Genomic DNA, 21,421 nt, shown 5'->3' on the forward strand with positions numbered 1-21,421 from the left:
GCTCATGGCCCCGCGCCGTCCCTCTGACTTACCGCGTGGCGCCTGGTGGGGAGTCATCAAGCGCACCTTCGCGGAACTGGGCAACGACAAGATCCAGGACTGGGCCGCCGCCCTGACCTACTACGGCGTGCTGTCGATCTTCCCTGCCCTGATCGTGCTGGTCTCGCTGCTGGGCCTGCTGGGCCAGGACGACATCTCCAACCTGGTGGGCCAGCTGTCGATCATCGCCCCGAAGGAGGTCCAGGATCTGCTGACGGGGACGGTACGGGGCATCGAGCAGGCCTCAGGCACGCTCAGCGTGTTCGCGATCGTCGGTCTGCTGGTGGCGCTCTGGTCGGCCTCCGGCTACATCGCCGCCTTCGTGCGCGCCTCCAACGCGATCTACGACATCGACGAGGGGCGCCCGATCTGGAAGCTCACCCCGCTCAGGCTCGGGCTGACCCTGCTGGTGATGGTCCTGCTGGCGGTCTGCGTGATCGCGGTGACGCTCACGGGCGATCTGGCCGACGTGGCCGGAGACATGCTGGGCCTGTCCGACGGCCTGGTCCTGGTGTGGAACATCGTCAAATGGCCGGTGATCGCCGTGATCGCAGCCGGGCTGATCATGGTGCTGTACTGGGCGGCGCCGAACGTGCGCCAGCCGGGCGTGCGCTGGATCACCCCCGGCGGCATCCTGGCGGTGCTGCTGTTCGTCCTCGTCTCCGTCGGCTTCGCCCTCTACGTCGCCAACTTCGGCTCCTACAACAAGACGTACGGCACGCTGGCCACGGTCGTGGTCTTCCTGGTGTGGCTGTGGTTGTCGAACCTCGCGGTCCTGTTCGGGGCCGAGCTCGACGCCGAGCTGGCCAGGGCGCGCAACATGGCGATGGGCAACCCCGTCGACCGCGAGCCGTACGCCGTTCCGCGCGACCCGCCCAAGCCGGATACCCTGCCGGAGTGAAACGTGCACTGCTGGCCCTGCTCGTCGGCGCGACAGGATGCCTGACGGGGTGCGGCGCGGGGTCGGCGGTCAGCCACTACGGCACGGTCATCGAGGGCGCCGTCGGCACCACGACTCGGGTCGAGGTGACCAAGGGGCAGCGTTTCTCGCTGGCTGTGCCCGACAATCCCTCGGTCGGCGACAACTGGGACCTGGTGGAGCTGCCCGACCCCAAGGTCGCCTCGTACATCAGCGAGGAGTACGAAAGCGGCGGCGAGGCGCCGGGCTCCGGCGGCACCGGCTACTTCGTCTTCAACGCCAAGTGGCCGGGCACCACCGAGGTGCGCCTGTTCAACTGCTGGCGCTGCTCCGACAGGGCGAAGGCCACCCCCGAATCCGGGGAGGCGATCTTCTCTGTCACGGTGAACGATACCGAGTAATGTTCTGGTATGGACTTCGAGCTGAACGACGATCAGCACCTGTTCCGCCGGACGATTCGGGAGTTCGTCGACAAGGAGATCGTCCCTGTCGCCGCGGAATGGGAGCGTGAGGGCCGCTACCCCGCCGAGATCGTCGAGCGCTTCAAGGAGATGGGGCTGTTCGGCATGACCGTGCCCGCCTCCTACGGCGGGCTCGAACTCGACCGGGTCTCCTTCGCCCTGGTCTTCGAGGAGATCGCGCGCGGCTGGATGGGCGTGGCGGGCGTGCTCGGCTCGCACTCCCTGTCGGCGTGGATGATCGCCCAGCACGGCACCGAGGAGCAGAAGGACCGGTATCTCGCCGACCTGGCCACCGGGGCACGCCGCACCGGCATCGCCCTGACCGAGCCGGGAGCCGGCACCGACCTGCAGGGCATCCAGACGCGTGCCGTACGAGACGGCGACCACTACGTGATCAACGGCACCAAGACCTGGATCACCAACGCCCGGCACGCCGACCCGATGCCGGTCCTGGTCAAGACCTCCCAGGAGACGCCCGCCCATCGCGGCATGTCGATCATCCTCGTGGAGGCGGGCACCCCCGGCTACGTGGTCAGCCGCGACCTGCCCAAGCTCGGCTACAAGGGCACGGAGACGTGCGAGATCTCCTTGCAGGACGTGCGCGTGCACCGGTCGCAGCTGCTCGGCGGCGTCGAGGGCCGGGGCATGCAGCAGGCGCTGTCGGCGCTGGAGCTGGGCCGGGTCAACATCGCCGCGCGGGCCGTCGGGGTCGCCCAGTGCGCCTTCGACGCCGCCCTGGGGTACGCGCGCGAGCGCCAGGCCTTCGGGCGGCCGATCGGCGACTTCCAGGCGATCCAGCTCAAGCTGGCCGACATGGCCACCGAGATCCAGGCGGCCAGGCTCATGACCTACTGGGCCGCCTCGCGCAGCGAGACGGGCGCGGTCAACGCCGAGGCGGCGATGGCCAAGTACTTCGCCTCCGAGGTGGCGCTGAAGACCACCATGGAGGCGATGCGGGTGCACGGCGGCTACGGCTACTCGCAGGAGTTCGTGGTGGAGCGGCTCTACCGCGACGCGCCCCTCATGGCGATCGGCGAGGGCACCAACGACGTCCAGCGCATGGTCATCGCTCGGGAACTGCTCAAGGGAGCGGTTAAGGTCGGCTGGTGAGTTGTCTGTTCTGTGAGATCGTCGCCGGGGAGCGCGAAGCCTGCGTGGTCCACGCCGACGAGGTGTCGTTCTCCTTCCTCGACACCCGGCCCGTCTTCAAGGGCCACGTGCTCGTGGTGCCGCGCGAGCACGTGGAGACCCTGACCGACCTGCCCGAGGTCGGCCCGTTCTTCGAGCGGGTCCAGGCGATGGCGCGCGCCGTGGAGGAGGGGCTGCAGGCGGGCGGCACCTTCGTGGCGATGAACAACCGCATCAGCCAGAGCGTGCCCCACCTGCACGTGCACGTCGTGCCCCGCAACAAGAAGGACGGCCTGCGCGGCTTCTTCTGGCCGCGCACGAAGTACGCCTCGGCCGAGGAGGCCGAGACCTACGCCGCCGCCGTCCGCAAGGCGCGGTAATGGAACCCGTGGTCGTCGCGCTCCTGCTCGCGCTGCTGGTCGGCGTGCCGGCGCTGGTGTTGTGGCGGGTGCTGCGCGGCAGGCGCGAGCTGGGCGCCGGACCGGCCGAGCGAGCCACCTTCGAGACGCTCCACACCGCCTCCCTGGCCGCGCCGCCCCTGCGCGCGGGCCTCACCCACGACGGCGCGCTCAAGGCCTCGCGGCACCTGCGCGAGCTGCTCGGCACCGCCGCCGTGGCGATCACCGACTCCGAGCGCCTGCTCGTCTACGACGGCGAGGGCGAGCACCACGCCAAGGACTCCTTCGAGCACGCCGAGTCGACGCTGAAGGACGGCCGCACCCAGGTCCTGGCCGTCGACTGCGAGCTGCTGGAGTGCCCGATCCGTCACGTGGTCGTCGTGCCGCTGAGCACCGACGAGCGGGTCGTCGGCGCGCTGGCCGCCTACGGCCCGCACTCCTCTGCGGGCCTGGTCAGGGCGGCGGAGGAGGTCGCCCGCTGGGTCGACTCCCAGCTGGAGCTGGCCGAGCTCGACCGCTCGCGCACCCTGCTCATGGAGGCCGAGGTGCGCGCGCTCAGGGCGCAGATCTCGCCGCACTTCATCTACAACTCGCTCACCACGATCGCCTCGTTCGTGCGCACCGACCCGGAGCGTGCCCGCGAGCTGCTGCTGGAGTTCGCCGACTTCACCCGCTACAGCTTCCGCCGCCACGGCGACTTCACCACGCTGGCCGAGGAGCTGCGCTCGATCGACCGCTACCTGATCCTGGAGCGTGCCCGCTTCGGCGATCACCTCCAGGTGACGTTGCGCATCGCCCCCGAGGTGCTGCCGGTCGCGGTGCCGTTCCTGTGCCTGCAGCCGCTGGTGGAGAACGCCGTACGGCACGGCCTGGAGAGCAAGAACGGCATCGGCCGCATCACCATCGTCGCCGAGGACGCCGGCTCGGAGTGCGGCATCAGCGTGGAGGACGACGGCATCGGCATGGACCCCGAGCGGCTGCGGCGCATCCTGGCGGGCGAGCCGGGCGAGGGCGTCGGCCTGGCCAACGTCGACGAGCGCCTGCGCCAGGTGTACGGCGATGAGTACGGCCTGGTCATCGAGACGGCCGAGCACGCCGGGATGAAAGTCAACGTGAGGTTGCCGAAGTATCACCCAGGGGTCTCGGCCCGTTGACCGGGCCGGATAATGTCGCTTTCATCCATGTCTATGGCCCTGCGTGTTCTCGCGGTGGACGACGAGCTTCCCGCTCTGGAAGACCTGTCGTACCTCCTGCGCGCCGACCCCCGCATCGACGAGGTGCTCACCGCCCGCGACGGCGCGGCGGCGCTGCGCCTGCTGGACCGGGGCATCGCCGAGGGCCGCCCGGTCGACGCCGTCTTCCTCGACATCCGCATGCGCGGCCTCGACGGCGTCGTCCTGGGCCGGCTGCTGTCGCAGTTCGCCAACCCGCCCCGCGTCGTGTTCGTCACCGCCTACGAGGAGCACGCCGTCGACGCCTTCGAGCTGAAGGCCGAGGACTACCTGCTCAAGCCGGTGCGCCCCGAGCGGCTGCGCGAGGCGATCAGGCGCGTGTGCGTCTCGGCCGACGTGCCCGCCGAGGACTCGCAGGAGACCGACACCATCCCGGTCGAGCTGGGCGGGGTGACCCGGTTCGTGGCCAGCAGCGACGTGATCTACGTGGAGGCGCAGGGCGACTACGCCCGCCTGCACACCGCGCAGGGCAGCCACCTGGTGCGCATCCCGCTGGCCACGCTGGAGGAGCGCTGGGCCAACGCCGGGTTCATCCGGGTGCATCGCAGCCACCTGGTCGCCGTCCGGCACATCGAGGAGCTGCACATCGACTCGGGCCGCTGCACGGTGCGGGTGGGCGACACGGAGTTGCCCGTCAGCCGCCGCCACACGCGCGAGCTGCGCGACCTGCTGGTGCGCCGGGCCCGCCGGTGAAGGGCCAGGGAGTGAAAGGGCGGGTCACGGTCACCTCGCCGCGCACGGCCGCCGCCCGAAGGCGCCGCTACCCGGTCACGCGCGAGATCGACGAGCAGACCCGCGTGGGCGAGATCTACATGCGCTCGCTGCTGCGCACCCAGTTCCGGCTGGCGATGTTCGTCTGCACGCTGCTGGCCTGCGTGGTGGGCGGGCTGCCTCTGCTGTTCCTGCTCCTGCCCGGCCTTCGGGAGGTCAGCCTGGGCGCGATCCCGCTGCCGTGGCTGCTGCTGGCCGGGCTGATCTACCCCGCTCTCGTCATCGGGGCCTGGCTGTACGTCCGGCAGGCGGAACGCAACGAGCGGCACTTCGCCGAGCTGGTCGAGCGTCGATGAACCTGACCGCGGTCGTGCTGGTGATCGTGGCGGCGATCCTCATCGGCGCCTTCGGCCTGCGGCTGAGCCGTACGACCTCCGACTTCTACGTGGCCTCGCGCACGGTCAGCCCGCTGTGGAACGCCTCGGCGATCGGCGGGGAGTACCTGTCGGGCGCCTCGTTCCTCGGCATCGCCGGGCTGATCCTCACCCACGGCGCCGACATGTTGTGGCTGCCGGTCGGCTGGACCGGCGGCTACCTGGTGCTGCTGGTGCTGGTCTCGGCGCCGCTGCGCCGCTCGGGCGCCTACACGCTGCCCGACTTCGCCGAGGCCAGGCTGGAGTCGATGCCGGTACGGCGCAGCGCCAGCGTGCTGGTGGTGCTCATCGGCTGGTTGTACCTGATGCCGCAGTTCCAGAGTGCCGGGCTGGTGCTGCGCACGATCACCGGGGCGCCCGTGTGGGTGGGCGGGCTGGTGGTGGCGCTGGTGGTGGCGGTCAACGTGCTGTCGGGCGGCATGCGGTCCATCACGTTCGTCCAGGCCTTCCAGTACTGGCTGAAGCTGACCGCGCTGGCCGTACCGGTCTTCTTCCTGCTGGCCGCCTGGCAGAGCGGCGGCGCTCCGTCGGCGCTCGACCCGGCGTGGGCCCAGCCGCTGACCGGCGACGATGAGTACGGGCTGTATTCGACCTATTCGCTGATCCTGGCGACCTTCCTGGGCACCATGGGGCTGCCGCACGTGCTGGTGCGCTTCTACACCAACCCGGACGGCCGGGCGGCCCGCCGCACCACGCTGATGGTGCTGGGGCTGCTGGGCGCCTTCTACCTGCTGCCGTCGGTGTACGGCTGGCTGGGACGGCTGTACACGCCCGCCCTCGACCGGCCCGACACGGTGGTGCTCACGCTGCCCGGCGAGATGATCGGCGGCACGCTCGGCGACCTGCTCACCGCCCTGGTGACGGCGGGGGCCTTCGCGGCGTTCCTGTCGACGTCGTCGGGGCTGACCGTGTCGGTGGCGGGTGTCATCGCCCAGGACCTGCTCAAGGGCGGGGTCAGGGAGTTCAGGATCGCGACGCTGATGGCGGTGTCCGTGCCGCTCGCGCTGGCGTTGTGGGCGCGGGCGTTGTCGATCGCGGACGTGGTGGGGCTGGCCTTCGCGGTAGCCGCCTCGTCGTTCTGCCCGCTGCTGGTGCTGGGCATCTGGTGGCGGCGGCTGACCTCGACGGGCGCGCTGGCGGGCCTGTTCGCCGGGGGCGGGCTCGCGTGCGCGGCGGTGCTGGCCCAGATCCTCGGCGGGCCGTACGGCGGGCTGCTCGGCGCGCTGGTCAGCCAGCCGGCGGCGTGGACGGTGCCGATCGCCTTCCTGGTGATGGTGCTGGTGTCGCTGGCCACGCCCGGCCGGGTGCCCAAGGGGGTGGCCACGATCATGGTGCGCCTGCACACGCCGGAGAATCTCAGGCTGGATCGCGGAGACTGGCGTCCGCGGGGCTGAGCTCGCCTGACCCGCGCGCGACCAGCTCGACCGGGACCCTGATCAGCCGTCCCGTGCCGGCGCCCGACAGCAGCAGGTCGACCGCCGACCTGGCCAGCTCGGCGAAGTCGTAGCGGATCACGCTCACCCCCGGGCTGAAGACCTCGGCCAGGGCGAAGTCGTCGAAGCCGACGAGGGCGGGCCGCCGCGGCAGGTCGCGACCGGCCATGAGGACGCCGACGGCGGCGCGGTTGTTGGTGGCGAAGAAGGCGGTGGGCGGATCGCCGGAGCCGAGCAGCCGCGCGGCCTCGTGGCAGGCCCGCCACGGGTCGAACACGCCGTGCACCACCAGCGACTCGTCGAGATGAGGGCCGAGCGCCTGGCGGTATCCGGTGGCGCGCTCGTGCACCGCGCTGACCTCGCGCTGGTCCGACAGCAGCGCGATGCGGCGATGGCCGCGGGCCAGGAGGTGCTCGGTGGCCATGCGCCCGCCGGTCAGGTTGTCGATGACGACGACATCGGGGTCGGGCACCCCGGCCGGGGCCCGGTCGACGAAGACCGTGCGCAGCCCGGGATGCTCGGCCAGCCAGCCGTGGTCGGCGCTGGAGGGCACCACGATCAGGGAGTCGACGCCGCGTGCCGACATGGCCTCGACCAGCAGCCGCTCGCGCTCGACCCGCTCGGTGTAGGAGCCGAACACCACCAGCGCGTCGTGCTCGGCCGCCGCCGACTCCACGGCCTTGGCCAGGTGGGAGTAGAACTCGTTGGAGATGTTCTCCATGATCAGCCCGATGGTCAGCATGCCCGAGCCCCGCGCCAGCCGGGCGGCGGCCTCGTTGCGCCTGAAGCCGAGGGCGTTGATGGAGTCGTGGACGCGCTGCCGGATCTCGGCGCTGACGTGCGGCTCGGAGTTGACCACGCGCGAGACCGTCTTGAGGCTCACGTTCGCGTGGCGTGCCACGTCGGACATGGTCGACTTGCGGGCTGTCATACTGTGCCCCTGTGAACGACGACTGGATCTGCGGCCGCCTCGGTGAGGACGAGCCGTGGCTGATGGGGGCGGTCAACCCGCCCGTGTTCGAGAACTCGATCTTCTCCTTCGAGACCGTGGGCGACCTGGCGGGTGCGCTGAAGGACGAAGACGAGAACTATATCTACTGGCGCGGCACCAACCCCACGGTCGATCTGGCCCAGCGCAAGCTGGCCGCGCTGGAGCGGGCCGAGCGGGCCAAGTGTTTCGGCTCGGGGATGGGGGCGATCTCGGCGACGATCTCCTCGCTGGTCTCCTCGGGTGACCACGTGCTGGTGCTCGGCGCGATCTACGGGCCGACCACGCAGTTCCTGCGATACCTGGAGAAGTACGGCGTGACGCACACGCACGTGACCGACCTCGCCGCGGCTGACAGCGCTGTCATGCCGAGCACGCGCCTGCTCTACTTCGAGTCGCCGTCGTACATGGCCTACGAGCTCTTCGACATTCCCGCCGTGACCGGGTGGGCGCGCTCGCGCGGCATCGTGACGGTCATGGACAACACCTGGTCCACGCCGCTGTTCCAGAAGCCGCTGACCATGGGCGTGGACCTGGTGCTGCACTCGCTGTCGAAGTACATCGGCGGGCACAGCGACCTGGTCGGCGGCGTGGTGTGCGGCTCGGCCGTCCTGGTGCGGCCGATCGCGCGCACGGAGTACATGCTGTACGGCGCCGCGATGTCGCCGCACGACGCCGCCAAGGTGATCAAGGGTCTGCGCACGCTGCCCGTGCGGATGGCCGCCCACCAGGAGCGGGGGCTGGCGGTGGCGCGTTTCCTGGAGGGGCACCCGGCGGTGCGCTCGGTCAACCATCCGGGTCTGCCCGCGCATCCGGGGCACGACCTGGCGGCCAGGCAGCTGTCGGGCTACTCCAGCCTGTTCAGCTTCGTCCTGGACACCGACGATCGCGACCAGGTCTCGAAATTCCTGGATCACCTGCGCCATTTCAGGATCGCCGTCTCCTGGGGCGGCTTCGAGAGCCTGGCCATCGGCCCGGCGCTCAGCATCGAGGAGAGCGTGCGCACCACCATGGGCATCCCGATCGGCCTGGTGCGCCTGGCAGTGGGCCTGGAGCCGGCCGACACGCTGATCGACGATCTCTCGGGAGCGCTGGAGACGTTCATCGCCTAGCGTGACGACAGCGCCGCCGATCTCGGAGGCATGACCTCGGGGGCCGTATCGGGCTGAAACGGACGGTCACAGACCGTTGATGTGGTCGGCCCGCCGTTGGTCGCACAATTCCGACCATTTATCGCATCTCCTCCCCAACTGACCGCCATTTGGTGGCGACTCGCCGAAGAGCCGGACTCTCCCTCTCCACGGAGGGTAGTTTGCGCTCTTACCTTGTGCGTGACCTGCATCACATATAGCGGGAGGAACCGGTGACAACCCGAGAACATGACACGTCTGTGTACGAACGTGTCCAGGAAAGCAGCGAGTTTCAGGAACTGAAGCAGCGCTTCCGCAAGTGGACCTTCCCCATGACCGTCGCCTTCCTGGCCTGGTACCTGCTGTACGTGGTGCTCTCCGGCTTCGCCCGTGACTTCATGGCGATCGACGTCATCGGCGAGATCAACGTCGGCATCATCCTGGGGCTGCTCCAGTTCGTTTCGACCTTCGTGATCGCGTGGGCCTACTCCAGGCACGCGGAGAAGAAGCTCGACCCGATTGCCGACAAGATCCGTCACGAGGTGGAGGAAGAGACCAAGTGAGCGGCCACACCCTGGCGACCGTCCTGTTCCTGGCCTTCGTGGCGCTCACGCTGGGCATCACGTTCTGGGCGAGCCGCAACACCAAGACCGCCGCCGACTACTACGCCGGCGGGCGGTCGTTCACCGGCGCGCAGAACGGCCTGGCGATCGGCGGCGACTACATGTCGGCCGCCTCGTTCCTGGGCATCGCGGGCATGATCGCGCTGTCGGGCTACGACGGCTTCCTGTACTCCATCGGCTTCCTCGTCGCCTGGCTGGTGGCGCTGCTGCTGGTCGCCGAGCTGATGCGGAACTCCGGCAAGTTCACCATGGCCGACGTGCTGGCCTTCCGCATGAGCCCCCGCCCGGTGCGCACCGCCGCGGGCGTCTCGACCATCACCGTGTCGATCTTCTACCTGATCGCCCAGATGGTCGGCGCGGGCGCGCTGGTCGGCCTGCTGCTCGGCATCACCGACACCGCGGGCAAGAACTGGGTGCTCGTCGGCGTGGGCGTGCTGATGATCATCTACGTGGTCTTCGGCGGCATGAAGGGCACCACCTGGGTCCAGATCGTCAAGGCCGTGCTGCTCATGAGCGGCGCCGGTCTGATCACGATCCTGGTGCTGGCCAAGTACGGCTTCAACCTGTCGGCGCTGCTCGAGGCGGCCGGCACGGCCACCGGCAAGGGCGACGCGATCACGGTGCCCGGCCTGAAGTACGGCACCGAGGCCCAGGGACTCATGGGCAAGATCGACCTGATCAGCCTCGGGCTCGCGCTGGTCCTGGGCACGGCCGGTCTGCCGCACATCCTCATCCGCTTCTACACCGTGCCCACCGCGAAGGACGCCAGGAAGTCGGTTCTGTGGGGCATCGGCATCATCGGCACCTTCTACCTGTTCACCCTGGTCCTGGGCTTCGGCGCCGCGGCCCTGGTGAAGATCCCCGCCACCGACACCTCGGGCAACACGGCGGCTCCACAGCTGGCCGAGGCGATCGGCGCCGACTTCCTCGGCGAGACGGGCGGCATCATCCTGCTCGCCCTGATCGGCGCGGTGGCCTTCGCCACGATCCTGGCGGTGGTCGCGGGCCTGACGCTCGCCTCCTCCTCCAGCTTCGCGCACGACCTGTACGCCCACGTCTTCAAGCGCGGCAACACCACCGAGCGTGAAGAGGTGCTGGTGGCCAGGATCTCGGCCTTCGTGATCGGCGCGGTCGCGATCGCCCTCGGCATCCTCGCCCAGGGCCAGAACGTCGCCTTCCTGGTGGCCCTCGCCTTCGCGGTGGCGGCCTCGGGCAACCTGCCCGCGATCCTCTACAGCCTGTTCTGGAAGAGGTTCAACACCACGGGCGCCGTGTCGGCCATCTACGGCGGCCTGATCTCCTGCCTCATCATGGTGATCTTCTCGCCGGTCGTCTCCGGCGGCAAGGCGGCGCTGTTCAAGGACGCCGACTTCGTCCTGTGGAACCTGTCGAACCCGGGCATCATCTCGATCCCGCTCGGCTTCTTCTTCGGCTGGCTCGGCACGGTGCTCAGCAAGGAGTACAACTCCGGCAAGTGGGCCGAGATCGAGGTCCGCTCCCTGACCGGCATCGGCGCCGAGCAGGCGACCAAGCACTGATCCGGTCCAACGGAAGGCCCGGCCCCCACCCGCCGGGCCTTCCGTGCGTCCGGGCTCACGGCCGCCGGGGCGAGGGGCCGGTCCCGGCCGCCTGCGGCGCTCAGCCTTCTCATGTGACCGCTATCAGGCTCACGGCGCCCAGAGCGCACAGCACGCCCGCGAGCTGCACGGGCCGCAGCCGCTCGCCCAGGACGTAGCGGGCCAGCAGCAGGGTGCCGGCCGGGTAGAGGGAGGAGACGACGGCGACGATGCTCAGCAGGCCGTCGCTGCGCAGGGCGAGGAGGAACAGCACGTTGGCCGCCATGTCCAGGACGCCCGCGCCCACCGCCGCCCCGGTGGCGCGCGGCCCGTTCGGCCGCAGGTTGCGGCCGGTGGCCAGGCACAACACCACCAGCAGGCCGATCGAGGCGAGCCTGGCCCCCGCCAGTGGCCACAGGCCCGACTGCGCCGGGGGCTGGGCGATGAGCACGGAGAACCCGCCCAGCCCCACGCCGACCGCGGCCGCCTGGCAGATCGGCCCGACCCAGGCCCGCCCCCCTCTGGCGGACGGATCGTGGCTGACCAGCGCCACGGCGGCCACGGCCAGCGCCACCCCGAAGAGCGCCGCCGGGACCGGGCGCTCGCCCATGCCCAGCCCCCACACCACGGGCAGCGCCGCGGTCAGGGTCGCGCTCGCCGGAGCGACGACGGAGATCCGGCCTCCGGCCAGGGCCCGGTAGAACACCAGCACCCCGAAGGCCCCCGCCAGACCGGCTGCGGCCCCCCAGGCCAGAGCGGGCCACGACGGCCGCCCCGGCAGGACCCCGATCAGGGGCGCCAGGACGAACAGGCCCGCGACCTGGGCGGCCACGACCACCGTCACCACACTGGTGCGGCGGGCGGCCAGGCCACCCAGGAAGTCGGAGGCCCCGTACGCCAGGGCGCAGAGGGTGGCCAGAAGCAGCGGGATCACCCTTCAGATGGTCGTGCCCCATGAGAAAGGAGACCTGAGTAGCGCGTTACTCAGGTCTCCCGGTGGTGTTGCTCAGGCGGAGGCCTCGTCGAGCAGGGCGAGTTCGTCGGCGCCGAGCGTGAGGTCGGCGGCGGCCAGGATCGGGCCGAGTTGCTCCAGGTTGCGGGCGCTGGCGATGGGGGCGGCGACGGTGGGCTGCGCGGCGAGCCAGGCCAGGGCGACGGTGGCGGGCTCGGTCCCGTGGGAGGCGGCGACCTTGGCCAGGGCTTCGAGCACGCGAGGGCCGTGCGGGGTGTCGAGGTAGGCGGCGGCCTTGCCCGCGCGCGGGCTGTCGACGGCGACGCCGGGCGCGTACTTGCCGGTCAGGAAGCCGCGGGCGAGCCCGAAGTACGGCGTGCTGGCCAGGCCGTGGGCGGAGACGACGTCGCGCAGGGCGCCTTCGTAGCCGCGCTCGACCAGGTTGTACTCCTGCTGCAGGGCGGTGTAGGAGACCAGGCCCTCGGCGGCGGAGATCCGCAGGGCCTCGGCGAGCCGCTCCGGACCGTAGTTGGAGGCGCCGATCTGGCGCACCTTGCCCTCGCGCACCAGCTCGTCGAAGGTGGCCAGGCTCTCGACCAGCGGGATGTCGTGGTCGTCGACGTGCGCCCAGTACAGGTCGATGCGGTCGGTGCGCAGGCGGCGCAGGGAGTTCTCCACGGCGGTCCTGATGACCGAGGGAGCCAGGCCCTGCAGTCCTTCCAGCATCCCGACCTTGGTGGCCAGCACGAGGGAGTCGCGGTTGCCGCGCGACTCCATCCACTCGCCGATGATCTTCTCCGAGGTCGACTCGCCGGTCGCCCACACGGGGTAGACGTCGGCGGTGTCGATGAAGGTGCCGCCCGCGCCCACGAAGGCGTCCAGCACCGCGAAGGAGGTCTCGCGGTCGGCGGTCCAGCCGAAGACGTTGGTGCCCAGGCACAGGGGAGAGACCGAAAGGTCACCGATCATAGTCATCCGATCAGGCTAGACAACCGCACCTCTTGCGACCGACAGGGGGGCTGTGCGTAGGATTTATTAACGCTGTCAATAAATTAAGGAATCCTTGGATGAGCGTGTTCCACGACGCCGAGCGAAGGCTCTGGCTGCTGCGTACTCCCCACTCGTCCTACGCGCTGCGCCTCGACGACGGCGACTGCCCGCGCGCGGTGCACTGGGGCGCCCCGCTGACGCTGGAGCAGGCGGCGGAGATCGTCGCGCCCGCCCCGCGAGACATCAGCAGCTTCCACGGCGGCCCCAGCGACCCCGAGCTGCCGGCCCAGACGGGCGCGTCGTTCGGCCCCGCCTCGTTGCAGGTGCGCTTCGCCGACGGAGCGGGCGGCGTCGAGTGGCGCTTCGACGGCCACGACATCGACGGCGGCCACCTGCGGCTCAGGCTCGCCGACCGCCACTACCCCCTGGCGATCACGCTGCACTACCGCGTCCGCGAGGACAGCGACGTGATCGAGCGCTGGACCGAGCTGCGCCACACCGGCGAGGGTGAGCCGATCGAGGTGCAGCGCTGCGACTCGGCCTCCTGGAGCCCGCCGCGCGGCACCCGCCTCAGCCATGTCGTGGGCGCGTGGTCGGCGGAGAACCAGCTCGTGCGCGAGGAGCTGCCGGTCGGCGAGACCGTCCTGACCAGCCGCCGCGGCGCCACCAGCCACCAGGCCAACCCGTGGCTGATGCTCGACGACGGAACGGCCACAGAGGAGCACGGCGAGGTCTGGAGCGCGGTGCTGGCCTGGAGCGGCAGCTGGCGCATCACCGTGCAGCGCACCCCCTTCGACGGCGTCGCCTTCACCGGCGGCGCGGGCCACGAGGGCCTGCGCACCCACCTCGGACCCGGAGAGTCCTGGACGAGCCCTGTCTTCTCCGGCCTGTACGGCACGGCCGGCTTCGCAGGCGTCAGCCACGCCTGGCACGCCCACGTCCTGGAGCACGTCCTGCCGCACCCGCAGGAGCTGCGCCCGATCGTCTACAACTCCTGGGAGGCGACCTGGTTCGACGTCGACGTCGACGGCCAGCTGGCCCTGGCCAAGCTGGCCGCCTCGGCGGGAGCCGAGCTGTTCGTCCTCGACGACGGCTGGTTCGGCGCCCGCGTCAACGACTGGGCGGGGCTCGGCGACTGGACCGTCAACCGCGACCGTTTCCCGCAGGGCCTGGGCCAGCTGATCGAGGGCGTGCACGCGTACGGCATGCGCTTCGGCCTGTGGGTGGAGCCCGAGATGGTCAACCCCGACAGCGACCTGTACCGCGCCCACCCCGACTGGGTGATCCACATGCCCAACCGCACCCGCACCACCATGCGCAACCAGCTGGTGCTGAACTTCGGCCGCCCCGACGTGGCCGCGTGGGCGCACGAGTGGCTCGACCGGCTGGTGTCCGAGCACGAGATCGACTTCCTCAAGTGGGACTTCAACCGCTCGTTCACCGAGGGCGGCTGGCCGCAGTCCGGCGACCCCGACCGGCTGTGGGACGCGCACGTGCGCAACCTCTACGCGCTGCTCGACCGCCTGCGCGCCGACCATCCGCACCTGCGCATCGAGGGCTGCTCGGGCGGCGGTGGCCGTGTCGACCTGGGCATGCTGGCCAGGGTCGACGAGGTGTGGACCTCCGACAACACCGACGCCGTCGACCGCGTCTCCATCCAGCACGGCTTCACCCAGGTGTATCCGGTCAGGGCCATGGCCGCGTGGGTGACCGACAGCCCCAACCCGCTGACCCGCCGCCTGGTGCCGCTGCGCTTCCGCTTCCACGTGGCCATGGCGGGCGTGCTCGCCCTGGGCGGCAACCTGACCAGGTGGAGCCAGGAGGAGCTGGCCGAGGCTGCCGACCTGGTGGCGCAGTACAAGCTGATCCGCCCGGTCGTGCAGCACGGCGTCGTGCACCGGCTCACCCCGCCCGACGCTGCCGTGGTGGGCGTGCAGTACTCCCTGGCGGAGCAGGTGGTGGTCTTCGCCTACCGGGTGAACACCCGTTTCGGTCACGCGCCGTGGCCGCTGCGCCTGCGGGGGCTCGATCCGGAGGCCCGCTACCGTGACGTCGACACCGGCGCCGAGCACTCGGGCGCCGTGCTCCTGGCCCACGGGCTGCCGCTGGATCGGCTGCCGCGCGGTGACTACGCGAGTCTGGTGGTGCGGCTGACGCGTATGTAATTATACGCTGTGTCAATAAGGTGGGTGGCGACCTGTCTGGCCGCCGTGCTCCTGCTCTGGCTGGTGCTCTGCCTGCGGCCCGATGACGCGCCGGAGCGGCCCGTGGTCGCGGCGCCCTCTGCGGAGCCCGGGCTGGAGGTGCTGGAGGAGCGGCGGCTCGACGACCGGCGCCTGGAGCTGCGCCTGAAGTCACCCGCCCTCGGCGCCGAGACCGGCGTGCGGCTCCTCCTCCCGCAAGGGTGGCCAGGTGATGCCGCACGCGCCTGGCCCCAGCTCTGGCTGCTGCACGGCGGCCTCGACGGCTACACCTCCTGGACCGCCGAGACCGACGTCGCCGAGCTCACCGCGGGCGACGACGTGATCGTCGTGATGCCCGACGGCGGCAGGTGCGGCAGCTACTCCGACTGGCGCGACGGCCCGGCCTGGGAGACCTACCACCTGAAGGAGCTGCTGCCCCTCCTGGAGCGGCGTTACCGGGCCTCGGGCAGGCGGGCGATCGCCGGCTACTCGATGGGCGGCCAGGGCGCCATGCTCTACGCCGCCAAGGGGCACTTCCGCGCCGCCGCCTCCTTCAGCGGGGCGCTGCACATACTGCGGCCGGGGGTGCCCCAGACGGTCATGCTCGCGACGAGCCTGGCCTGCCCGGGCACCGACTGGAAGCGCATCTGGGGCGACCCCGGCGACCAGCGGGACACCTGGGCCGCCCACAACCCCTACGACCAGGCCGATCGGCTCAGGGGCGTCGAGCTCTACGTCGCCGCGGGCGAGGGCGACCTGGTCGAGAACCTGGCGCGCGAGGCGGCGCGCGACTTCGTGGCCAGGCTGCGCGAGCTGGACATCCCGGTGAGCACTCACTTCGGGCGGGGCGGGCACAACCACGCGACCTGGCAGGCCGAGCTGCGCCGTGCCCGCCCGATGTTGCTGCGGGCCCTGAGGCAGGGTTAGTGCTCGGCCTTGGCCAGGTCGAGGTCCTTGGGCGTGAGCCACCAGATCACCGCGGCGGCCACCAGCATGAGCGCTCCGCCGTACGCGGAGGTCAGCACGAGGGAGTCGTTGAAGGCCTGCTGCGCCTGCTGGGCGAGCGACGCGCCCGAGGGTCCCATGGCGCCGGCCGTCTCCAGCGCGCCGCCGAGCGACTCGCGTGCCGCCTCCGCGGCGCCCGCGGGAAGCTCCGAGCGGTAGGCGGTGGCGGCGATGCTGCCCAGCACGGCCACGCCGAGGGTGCCGCCGACCTCGTAGCTGGTCTCCTCGATGGCCGCCGCGCTGCCCGCCTTCTCGGCGGGCGTGCCCGACATGATGACCGCGGAGGCGATGGCCAGCGAGCCCATGCCCGAGCCGATGAGCAGCAGCGACACCGCCACACTCGGATAGCCGAGCGGCAGCGCCCACAACGCCAGGAAGCCCAGGCCGGCCACGACCAGGCCGCCCGCCAGCACCGTGCGGGCGCCGATGCGTTCGGCGATGGCCGGGGCCAGCGGCGAGAAGATGCCCGCGCCGACGGCCATCGGCAGCAGGCGCACGCCGGTCTCCAGCGGAGAGTAGCCCATGACGAGCTGCATCCACTGGGCCAGCAGCAGCATCATCGCGGCCATGGCGATCGAGGTGGTCAGCGCGGCGATCGTGCCGGAGGTGAACGAGCCGCTGCGGAACAGGCGCAGCTCCAGGAGCGGGTCGGGCCGGTTCAGGCAGCGCCTGATGAACCAGGTCAGGGTCACGGCGGCGACGGCCGCCGTGATCAGCGCGGGCGGGTAGGTCAGTCCCTCCTTGGCGAGGTGTTTGATCGCGTAGACGAGGCCCACCATGCCGACGATCGACAACACCGTGCCCAGGGCGTCCCAGCGGCCGGGGTTCGGGTTGCGCGACTCGGGCAGCAGGATCAGCCCGGCGATGATCGCGACGGCCATCACGGGCACGTTCACCAGGAACGCGGCGTGCCAGCTGAAGTGCTCAAGCAGCAGGCCGCCCACGATCGGGCCGAGCGCGCCGCCGAGGGCGGCCATGGTCGCCCAGACGCCGAGCGCCGTGGCACGTTCCCGGGCGTCGGTGAACAGGTTGCGGATCATCGACAGCGTGGACGGCATGATCATCGCACCGCCGACGCCGAGCAGCGCCCGCACCGCGATCACCGCCGCCGGCGTCGTCGCCCACAACACCGCCACCGAGGCGACGCCGAACACGGCGAAGCCGGTCAGCAGCATCCGTTTGCGCCCCCACCGGTCGCCCAAGCTGCTCATGGTGACCAGCAGACCGGCCACCACCAGCGAATACACGTCGACCATCCACAGCAGCTCGATCGAGCCGGGTTTCAGGTCGGCCGAGATCTCCGGCAGCGCGACGTTCAGGATGGTCATGTCCATGACCACCAGGAGCAGGCTGGCGGAGAGCACCGCCAAGGCCGCCCACCTCCTGGCGTGCGGCGGCGCGACTACAGACTTCATGACAGATCCCCCTTGTCAGATGCTCCACGAAGGAAGCTCTCGACCATCAGCCGGGTCGCCTCCCGCGGGGCGATCTCCCCCCGGCGCAAGCTCTCGCGCAGGGCCACCAGCAGGCCGTAGATGCTGCTGCTGACCCAGACGGCGGGCAGGTCGGAGCGCAGCACGCCGGCGCGCTGGCAGGCCTCGATGAACGCCAGCTCGCGCCGCTCCAGCTCCGCGGACCGGGCGAGCAGTTCCTCGCTCGTGGTCTCCACCGTCAGGGTGAACCCGTGCTCCTCCGCGACGCCCACCTCGCCCTCGATCAGGGCCATCAGCGTCGCCCGCAGGTCGGCGGGGCCGGCGCCGGTCTCCGCGATGCCCGCCTCGTCCTGCGCGCGCTCCCAGCGGTCCAGTGCCCGCCGGCCGAGCTCGACCACCAGGTCGTCGCGGCTGCTGAAGTGGCGGTGCAGGGTGGCCCTGCTGATCCCGGCGGCCTCGGCGATCTGCGCCATCGAGGCCGTCGGCGAGGCGTTGAGGTGCCTGATCGCGGCGTCGAGGATCTGCTCACGGCTCACGGCCATCACGCCCACCCCCTAAGACAAATACGTCTAATTTGCGACAATACTGTCTCACTCTATACGACGGGGGCGAGCGCGGTTATGGTCGAGTGGTGGCAATCGGGGACGCCCGCACGCGCATCCTCGACGCGGCCGAGGAGCTGTTTGCGGGCAGCGGGTACGAAGCGACGCCGACCTCGGTGATCGCCAGGCTGGCCCAGGTGCCGAAGGGGCTGGTCTTCCACTACTTTCCGCGCAAGATCGACGTCCTGGTGGCGCTGGTCGACGAGCGCACGCTGGTCGAGGAGGACACCCGCATCGACGCGGTGCCCGGCGACCCCGCGGGCACGCTCTCGCGCCTGGCCAGGCGCATGCCCCTGCGAGCCTCTCCGGCGATGCGGCGCATCCTGTTCCGCGAGGCCGACACGCACGTCTCGGTGAGGGAGCGCCTCGGGCGCCTCAACGGCGAGCTGATCCGCCGCTCACGCTTCGCGCTGGAGCTGGCGTTGCCGACGGCGCGCGGGGAGAGCGCACGGCTGGAGGTGGCCGCCGCCACCTTCGCCGCCGTGCTGCTGTATCAGGAGACGCTCACCCAGCTAACCGGACACCAGATCGATCCCGACGCGGTGGCGGAACTCATCGCCGGTGGTCTCCTGTAGGCGGGTCAGCTCCTTCATCGCGCTCTGCAGGTGGCCCAGCAGGCCCCACACGTCGGGCACCTTCGACGGGCAGGCGACCAGGCCGAAGTCGAGCATGCCGTCGTAGGAGAAACAGGTGATGTTGACGCCCCCGCTCAGGTCGGTCAGCACCGAGACGGGGAAGTACGACAACACCCGGCCGCCGCACAGGTAGAGCGGGAACTGCGGCCCGGGCACGTTGCTGATCAGGATGTTGATCGGCGGGAAGGCGCCGGAGACGACGCGGGAGAGGGCCGGGGTGGCCAGTCCCGCGAGCGGAGCGGGCAGCACCTCGCACAACTCGGCCAGCCAGTTGGCCGAGGACATCGCCAGCCTGCGCTTGGCCGCGCCGGTCGCCTTCCTGACCTCGGCCAGGCGCTCCAGCGGGTCGGCGACGTCGGTGGCCAGCGGCACGGCCATCATCGCCAGCTGGTTGCCCGCCCGTTCCATGGCGCCGGCCGTACGGACCGCCACCGGCACCGCCGCCACCAGCGGACGGTCCGGCAGCGCTCCGCGCTCCTCCAGCCACGAGCGCAGCGCCCCCGCGCACACCGCCATGACGACGTCGTTGACGCTTCCGCCGAACGTCCGCGCGGCCAGCTTGACGTCCTTGAGCGGGACGGAGCCGAAGGCGAGCCTCCTGCTGCCGGTGATCGGGCCGTTGAGCATCGTGCGGGGCGCCGACAGGGCGGGCAGTTCCGGACGGGAGCGCCGGTCACCGCCCAGCCACCGGGCGGTCCTCGACAGCAGGCCGGAGCCGGGCAGCGACGACACCAGGGGCATGGCGTCGAGCTCGCCGGCCGTCCTGACCAGCGAGCGCACCGTGCGTGCTCCCTGCGTGGCCGTACGGCTCAGCGCTCCCGTCAGCATGTCCGACAGCGACGGCTCGCCCGCCTCGGCGCGCTCCACCGGCTCCATCGGTGCCACGGCGCGCGGCTCGGGCGTCAGGTCGAGCAGGGCGGCCAGGGTCTCGGCGCCGGAGACGCCGTCGATGGCGGCGTGGTGCACCTTGGTGTAGACGGCGACCCTGCCGTGGGACAGCCCCGTGATCAGGTGCATCTCCCACAGCGGCCGGTCGCGGTCGAGGTGGCGCTCGTGGATGGCCGACAGGTGCTCGGCCAGGCGCAGCTCGTCGCCGGGCGCGGGCAGGCGGCTCTCGAAGACGTGGTGGTCGAGGTCGACGCCGGGGTCGTCCACCCAGTACGGGTGGTCGAGGCCGAGGGGCGGTCGCTTGAGGCGCCGGGTCAGGGCTGGCGACAGGTGCATGCGCTCGCGGAGCAGGTCCGCGAGGGCGTCCCTGGTGACCGTGCCGCCCTCCGGGTCGAGGATCGCGACCCCCGCCACGTGCGCTGCGGTGGTGGCGGACTCGAAGTGGAGGAACTGGGCGTCGAGCGCGGTCAGCTGGGGCATCGCCTCTCCTTCTGGTCGGCTTGCCGACATCGTCACACCGTGCGGTTTCGACGGCGTTTCCGCGCAATTCTTTCAGGTGAATTACCATGGTCGGGAAAAGGCCGCAGGTCAGCGGAGTGGTGAGAGTTGTCTATCCCTCGGTCACGCGAATCGGGTGACGGATCACCGCGTCGAAGTGATAACCGAAAGCGTTCGCCGCGCTGACCGCCGGCTGGGTCCTGCCGGTCTCGTCGGTGGCCCTGGCCATCAGGACCTGGGCGCCCGCCCGCTCGGGCAGCCAGGTGAGGTGCCACGGCAACCAGGCTCCCGCCAGGTGGCGGCCCCGGTGCTCGGCCAGGCGCCAGGTGCCGCCGCCGTCGGTGCTCACCTCGACCCGGACGATCCGCCCCGCGCCCGACCACGATCGGCCGTGCAGGATGTGCGCGCGTCCGGCGGGGACAATGGCATCCCAGGCCAGCTCGAAAGCGCTCTTGACCGGCATTTCCGTGATATTCGGGTAAAAGATTGTATTCCAAGGCGTGTCGACTTTTTTGGTGCTCACCCGGAGCTCGCCCAGCCATTTGATCGACGCGATTCCCGCCCAGCCCGGCACCACCAGCCGGGCGGGGAAACCGTGGTCGGCGGGCAGCGGCCGGCCGTTCATCTCGTAGGCGACCAGCACGTCGTCGAGCGCCTTGCCGACCGGCAGCGGCCGTCGGACGTGCCCGTAGTGCTCGAACGGGTCGTCCAGCCCGGCGGCCACCACGTCGACGGCCTCGGGGCGCAGGCCCGCCGCGCGGAGCAGGTCGCGCAGCGGCACTCCCCGCCACCGGGCCACGCCGATGGCGCCGAGCCCCCACTGCGCCCCCGGCCTGCGGTCGTGCTGCTGGTCGGCGTAGAAGCGCCGCCCGTTGCCCGCGCACTCGATCGCGGCGTCGATCGTGCGCGGCGCCATGGCCAGCAGCTCGCTGTACGTCAGCCGCAGCGGCCTGCGCACCCCGTCGCCGTGCAGGTGCAGCCGCCACGTCGACGCGTCGATCAGGGGCGTGGAGGTGTGGTTGCGCACGAAGAAGCGCTCGGCCGGGGTGTGGTAACCCTGGCCGGCCATCGCTTCCCAGCGCATCTCCGCGCCGATCTCGTTGAGCCGGAACAGGTGCTCGGGCAGGGGCTTGACGGCGGAGCGCACAACGGTGGTCATGTACCACCTATTCCCTACCTGAGA

At 70.9% G+C, this 21,421-nt stretch carries 21 protein-coding genes; 14 read left to right on the forward strand and 7 right to left on the reverse strand.

The window, feature by feature from the left end; all coding sequences use genetic code 11:
- Positions 1-4 precede the first annotated feature (4 nt).
- The 8 genes from HNR30_RS30970 to HNR30_RS31005 are packed head-to-tail and all read left to right on the forward strand — an operon-like array spanning position 5 to position 6,716.
- Complete coding sequence (locus tag HNR30_RS30970; RefSeq protein ID WP_181613578.1) at positions 5-940, forward strand: YihY/virulence factor BrkB family protein; 936 nt, start codon at positions 5-7, stop codon at positions 938-940.
- Positions 937-1,359 (forward strand): protease inhibitor I42 family protein, encoded by a 423-nt coding sequence (locus tag HNR30_RS30975; RefSeq protein WP_181613579.1) that lies wholly within the window; start codon positions 937-939, stop codon positions 1,357-1,359. The genes HNR30_RS30970 and HNR30_RS30975 overlap by 4 nt, the downstream gene beginning before the upstream one ends.
- 9 nt (positions 1,360-1,368) lie before the next feature.
- On the forward strand, positions 1,369-2,529 hold the full coding sequence (locus HNR30_RS30980) for an acyl-CoA dehydrogenase family protein (protein WP_181613580.1): 1,161 nt from the start codon (positions 1,369-1,371) through the stop codon (positions 2,527-2,529).
- A complete protein-coding gene (locus HNR30_RS30985; protein ID WP_312894758.1) occupies positions 2,526-2,927 on the forward strand; it encodes an HIT family protein in 402 nt (133 codons plus the stop codon). The genes HNR30_RS30980 and HNR30_RS30985 overlap by 4 nt, the downstream gene beginning before the upstream one ends.
- Entirely contained in the window at positions 2,927-4,099 is a 1,173-nt protein-coding gene (locus HNR30_RS30990) for a sensor histidine kinase (protein ID WP_181613581.1), read from the forward strand. The genes HNR30_RS30985 and HNR30_RS30990 overlap by 1 nt, the downstream gene beginning before the upstream one ends.
- Positions 4,100-4,132: 33 nt before the next feature.
- Positions 4,133-4,870 (forward strand): LytR/AlgR family response regulator transcription factor, encoded by a 738-nt coding sequence (locus HNR30_RS30995; RefSeq protein ID WP_181613582.1) that lies wholly within the window; start codon positions 4,133-4,135, stop codon positions 4,868-4,870.
- Between the two features lie 11 nt (positions 4,871-4,881).
- The gene (locus HNR30_RS31000) at positions 4,882-5,244 is read left to right on the forward strand and encodes a hypothetical protein (RefSeq protein ID WP_181613583.1); all 363 of its coding nucleotides are present in this window, start codon (positions 4,882-4,884) and stop codon (positions 5,242-5,244) included.
- Entirely contained in the window at positions 5,241-6,716 is a 1,476-nt protein-coding gene (locus HNR30_RS31005) for a sodium/solute symporter (protein ID WP_181613584.1), read from the forward strand. The genes HNR30_RS31000 and HNR30_RS31005 overlap by 4 nt, the downstream gene beginning before the upstream one ends.
- Here the strand turns inward: HNR30_RS31005 and HNR30_RS31010 are convergent.
- Positions 6,679-7,686, reverse strand: a complete 1,008-nt coding sequence (locus tag HNR30_RS31010) for a LacI family DNA-binding transcriptional regulator (protein ID WP_181613585.1) — start codon at positions 7,684-7,686, stop codon at positions 6,679-6,681. The genes HNR30_RS31005 and HNR30_RS31010 overlap by 38 nt on opposite strands.
- An 11-nt stretch (positions 7,687-7,697) precedes the next feature.
- Between HNR30_RS31010 and HNR30_RS31015 the strand changes: the two genes are divergently transcribed.
- The 3 genes from HNR30_RS31015 to HNR30_RS31025 all read left to right on the forward strand — a co-directional run bounded on the left by HNR30_RS31015 (position 7,698) and on the right by HNR30_RS31025 (position 11,034).
- Positions 7,698-8,855, forward strand: a complete 1,158-nt coding sequence (locus HNR30_RS31015) for a trans-sulfuration enzyme family protein (RefSeq protein WP_220134163.1) — start codon at positions 7,698-7,700, stop codon at positions 8,853-8,855.
- Positions 8,856-9,133: 278 nt separating this feature from the next.
- Positions 9,134-9,436: a DUF485 domain-containing protein gene (locus tag HNR30_RS31020; protein WP_312894759.1), complete on the forward strand. Its 303-nt coding sequence runs from the start codon at positions 9,134-9,136 to the stop codon at positions 9,434-9,436.
- Positions 9,433-11,034: a monocarboxylic acid transporter gene (locus HNR30_RS31025; RefSeq protein ID WP_181613587.1), complete on the forward strand. Its 1,602-nt coding sequence runs from the start codon at positions 9,433-9,435 to the stop codon at positions 11,032-11,034. Before HNR30_RS31020 ends, HNR30_RS31025 begins: the two co-directional genes overlap by 4 nt.
- Positions 11,035-11,143: 109 nt before the next feature.
- On the opposite strand, the gene HNR30_RS31030 is transcribed toward HNR30_RS31025, so the two are convergent.
- Positions 11,144-11,986, reverse strand: coding sequence for an EamA family transporter (locus HNR30_RS31030; protein ID WP_181613588.1), 843 nt, complete (start codon positions 11,984-11,986; stop codon positions 11,144-11,146).
- A gap of 72 nt (positions 11,987-12,058) precedes the next feature.
- Complete coding sequence (locus HNR30_RS31035; protein WP_181613589.1) at positions 12,059-12,979, reverse strand: aldo/keto reductase; 921 nt, start codon at positions 12,977-12,979, stop codon at positions 12,059-12,061.
- A 92-nt stretch (positions 12,980-13,071) separates the two neighbouring features.
- Between HNR30_RS31035 and HNR30_RS31040 the strand changes: the two genes are divergently transcribed.
- Together HNR30_RS31040 and HNR30_RS31045 are read left to right on the forward strand one after the other, a co-directional pair.
- Complete coding sequence (locus tag HNR30_RS31040; protein WP_181613590.1) at positions 13,072-15,159, forward strand: alpha-galactosidase; 2,088 nt, start codon at positions 13,072-13,074, stop codon at positions 15,157-15,159.
- A gap of 24 nt (positions 15,160-15,183) precedes the next feature.
- Complete coding sequence (locus HNR30_RS31045; protein ID WP_312894760.1) at positions 15,184-16,104, forward strand: alpha/beta hydrolase; 921 nt, start codon at positions 15,184-15,186, stop codon at positions 16,102-16,104.
- On the opposite strand, the gene HNR30_RS31050 is transcribed toward HNR30_RS31045, so the two are convergent.
- Both HNR30_RS31050 and HNR30_RS31055 read right to left on the reverse strand, forming a co-directional pair.
- Positions 16,101-17,597, reverse strand: a complete 1,497-nt coding sequence (locus tag HNR30_RS31050; protein ID WP_181613592.1) for an MFS transporter — start codon at positions 17,595-17,597, stop codon at positions 16,101-16,103. The two genes, HNR30_RS31045 and HNR30_RS31050, sit on opposite strands and share 4 nt — an antisense overlap.
- Entirely contained in the window at positions 17,594-18,157 is a 564-nt protein-coding gene (locus HNR30_RS31055) for a TetR/AcrR family transcriptional regulator (protein WP_181613593.1), read from the reverse strand. The genes HNR30_RS31050 and HNR30_RS31055 overlap by 4 nt, the downstream gene beginning before the upstream one ends.
- A gap of 89 nt (positions 18,158-18,246) precedes the next feature.
- Here HNR30_RS31055 and HNR30_RS31060 point away from each other — a divergent pair, with 89 nt between their 5' ends.
- Positions 18,247-18,792: a TetR/AcrR family transcriptional regulator gene (locus tag HNR30_RS31060; protein ID WP_312894761.1), complete on the forward strand. Its 546-nt coding sequence runs from the start codon at positions 18,247-18,249 to the stop codon at positions 18,790-18,792.
- Here HNR30_RS31060 and HNR30_RS31065 read toward each other — a convergent pair.
- Positions 18,730-20,220, reverse strand: a complete 1,491-nt coding sequence (locus HNR30_RS31065; protein WP_181613595.1) for a WS/DGAT/MGAT family O-acyltransferase — start codon at positions 20,218-20,220, stop codon at positions 18,730-18,732. The genes HNR30_RS31060 and HNR30_RS31065 overlap by 63 nt on opposite strands.
- 130 nt (positions 20,221-20,350) lie before the next feature.
- On the reverse strand, positions 20,351-21,397 hold the full coding sequence (locus HNR30_RS31070) for a sulfite oxidase (RefSeq protein WP_181613596.1): 1,047 nt from the start codon (positions 21,395-21,397) through the stop codon (positions 20,351-20,353).
- Positions 21,398-21,421: the final 24 nt, after the last annotated feature.

The organism is Nonomuraea soli (genome assembly GCF_013761175.1).
Taxonomy (GTDB): Bacteria; Actinomycetota; Actinomycetes; order Streptosporangiales; family Streptosporangiaceae; genus Nonomuraea; species Nonomuraea soli.

What these genes read in the sequence shown, in the direction of transcription:
- HNR30_RS30970 (WP_181613578.1), top strand. Translation starts at nt 5, where the DNA reads ATGGCCCCGCGCCGTCCCTCTGACTTACCGCGTGGCGCCTGGTGGGGA.
- HNR30_RS30980 (WP_181613580.1), top strand. Translation starts at nt 1,369, where the DNA reads ATGGACTTCGAGCTGAACGACGATCAGCACCTGTTCCGCCGGACGATT.
- HNR30_RS30990 (WP_181613581.1), top strand. Translation starts at nt 2,927, where the DNA reads ATGGAACCCGTGGTCGTCGCGCTCCTGCTCGCGCTGCTGGTCGGCGTG.
- HNR30_RS30995 (WP_181613582.1), top strand. Translation starts at nt 4,133, where the DNA reads ATGGCCCTGCGTGTTCTCGCGGTGGACGACGAGCTTCCCGCTCTGGAA.
- HNR30_RS31005 (WP_181613584.1), top strand. Translation starts at nt 5,241, where the DNA reads ATGAACCTGACCGCGGTCGTGCTGGTGATCGTGGCGGCGATCCTCATC.
- HNR30_RS31010 (WP_181613585.1), bottom strand. Translation starts at nt 7,686, where the DNA reads ATGACAGCCCGCAAGTCGACCATGTCCGACGTGGCACGCCACGCGAAC.
- HNR30_RS31035 (WP_181613589.1), bottom strand. Translation starts at nt 12,979, where the DNA reads ATGACTATGATCGGTGACCTTTCGGTCTCTCCCCTGTGCCTGGGCACC.
- HNR30_RS31040 (WP_181613590.1), top strand. Translation starts at nt 13,072, where the DNA reads ATGAGCGTGTTCCACGACGCCGAGCGAAGGCTCTGGCTGCTGCGTACT.
- HNR30_RS31050 (WP_181613592.1), bottom strand. Translation starts at nt 17,597, where the DNA reads ATGAAGTCTGTAGTCGCGCCGCCGCACGCCAGGAGGTGGGCGGCCTTG.
- HNR30_RS31055 (WP_181613593.1), bottom strand. Translation starts at nt 18,157, where the DNA reads ATGGCCGTGAGCCGTGAGCAGATCCTCGACGCCGCGATCAGGCACCTC.
- HNR30_RS31065 (WP_181613595.1), bottom strand. Translation starts at nt 20,220, where the DNA reads ATGCCCCAGCTGACCGCGCTCGACGCCCAGTTCCTCCACTTCGAGTCC.
- HNR30_RS31070 (WP_181613596.1), bottom strand. Translation starts at nt 21,397, where the DNA reads ATGACCACCGTTGTGCGCTCCGCCGTCAAGCCCCTGCCCGAGCACCTG.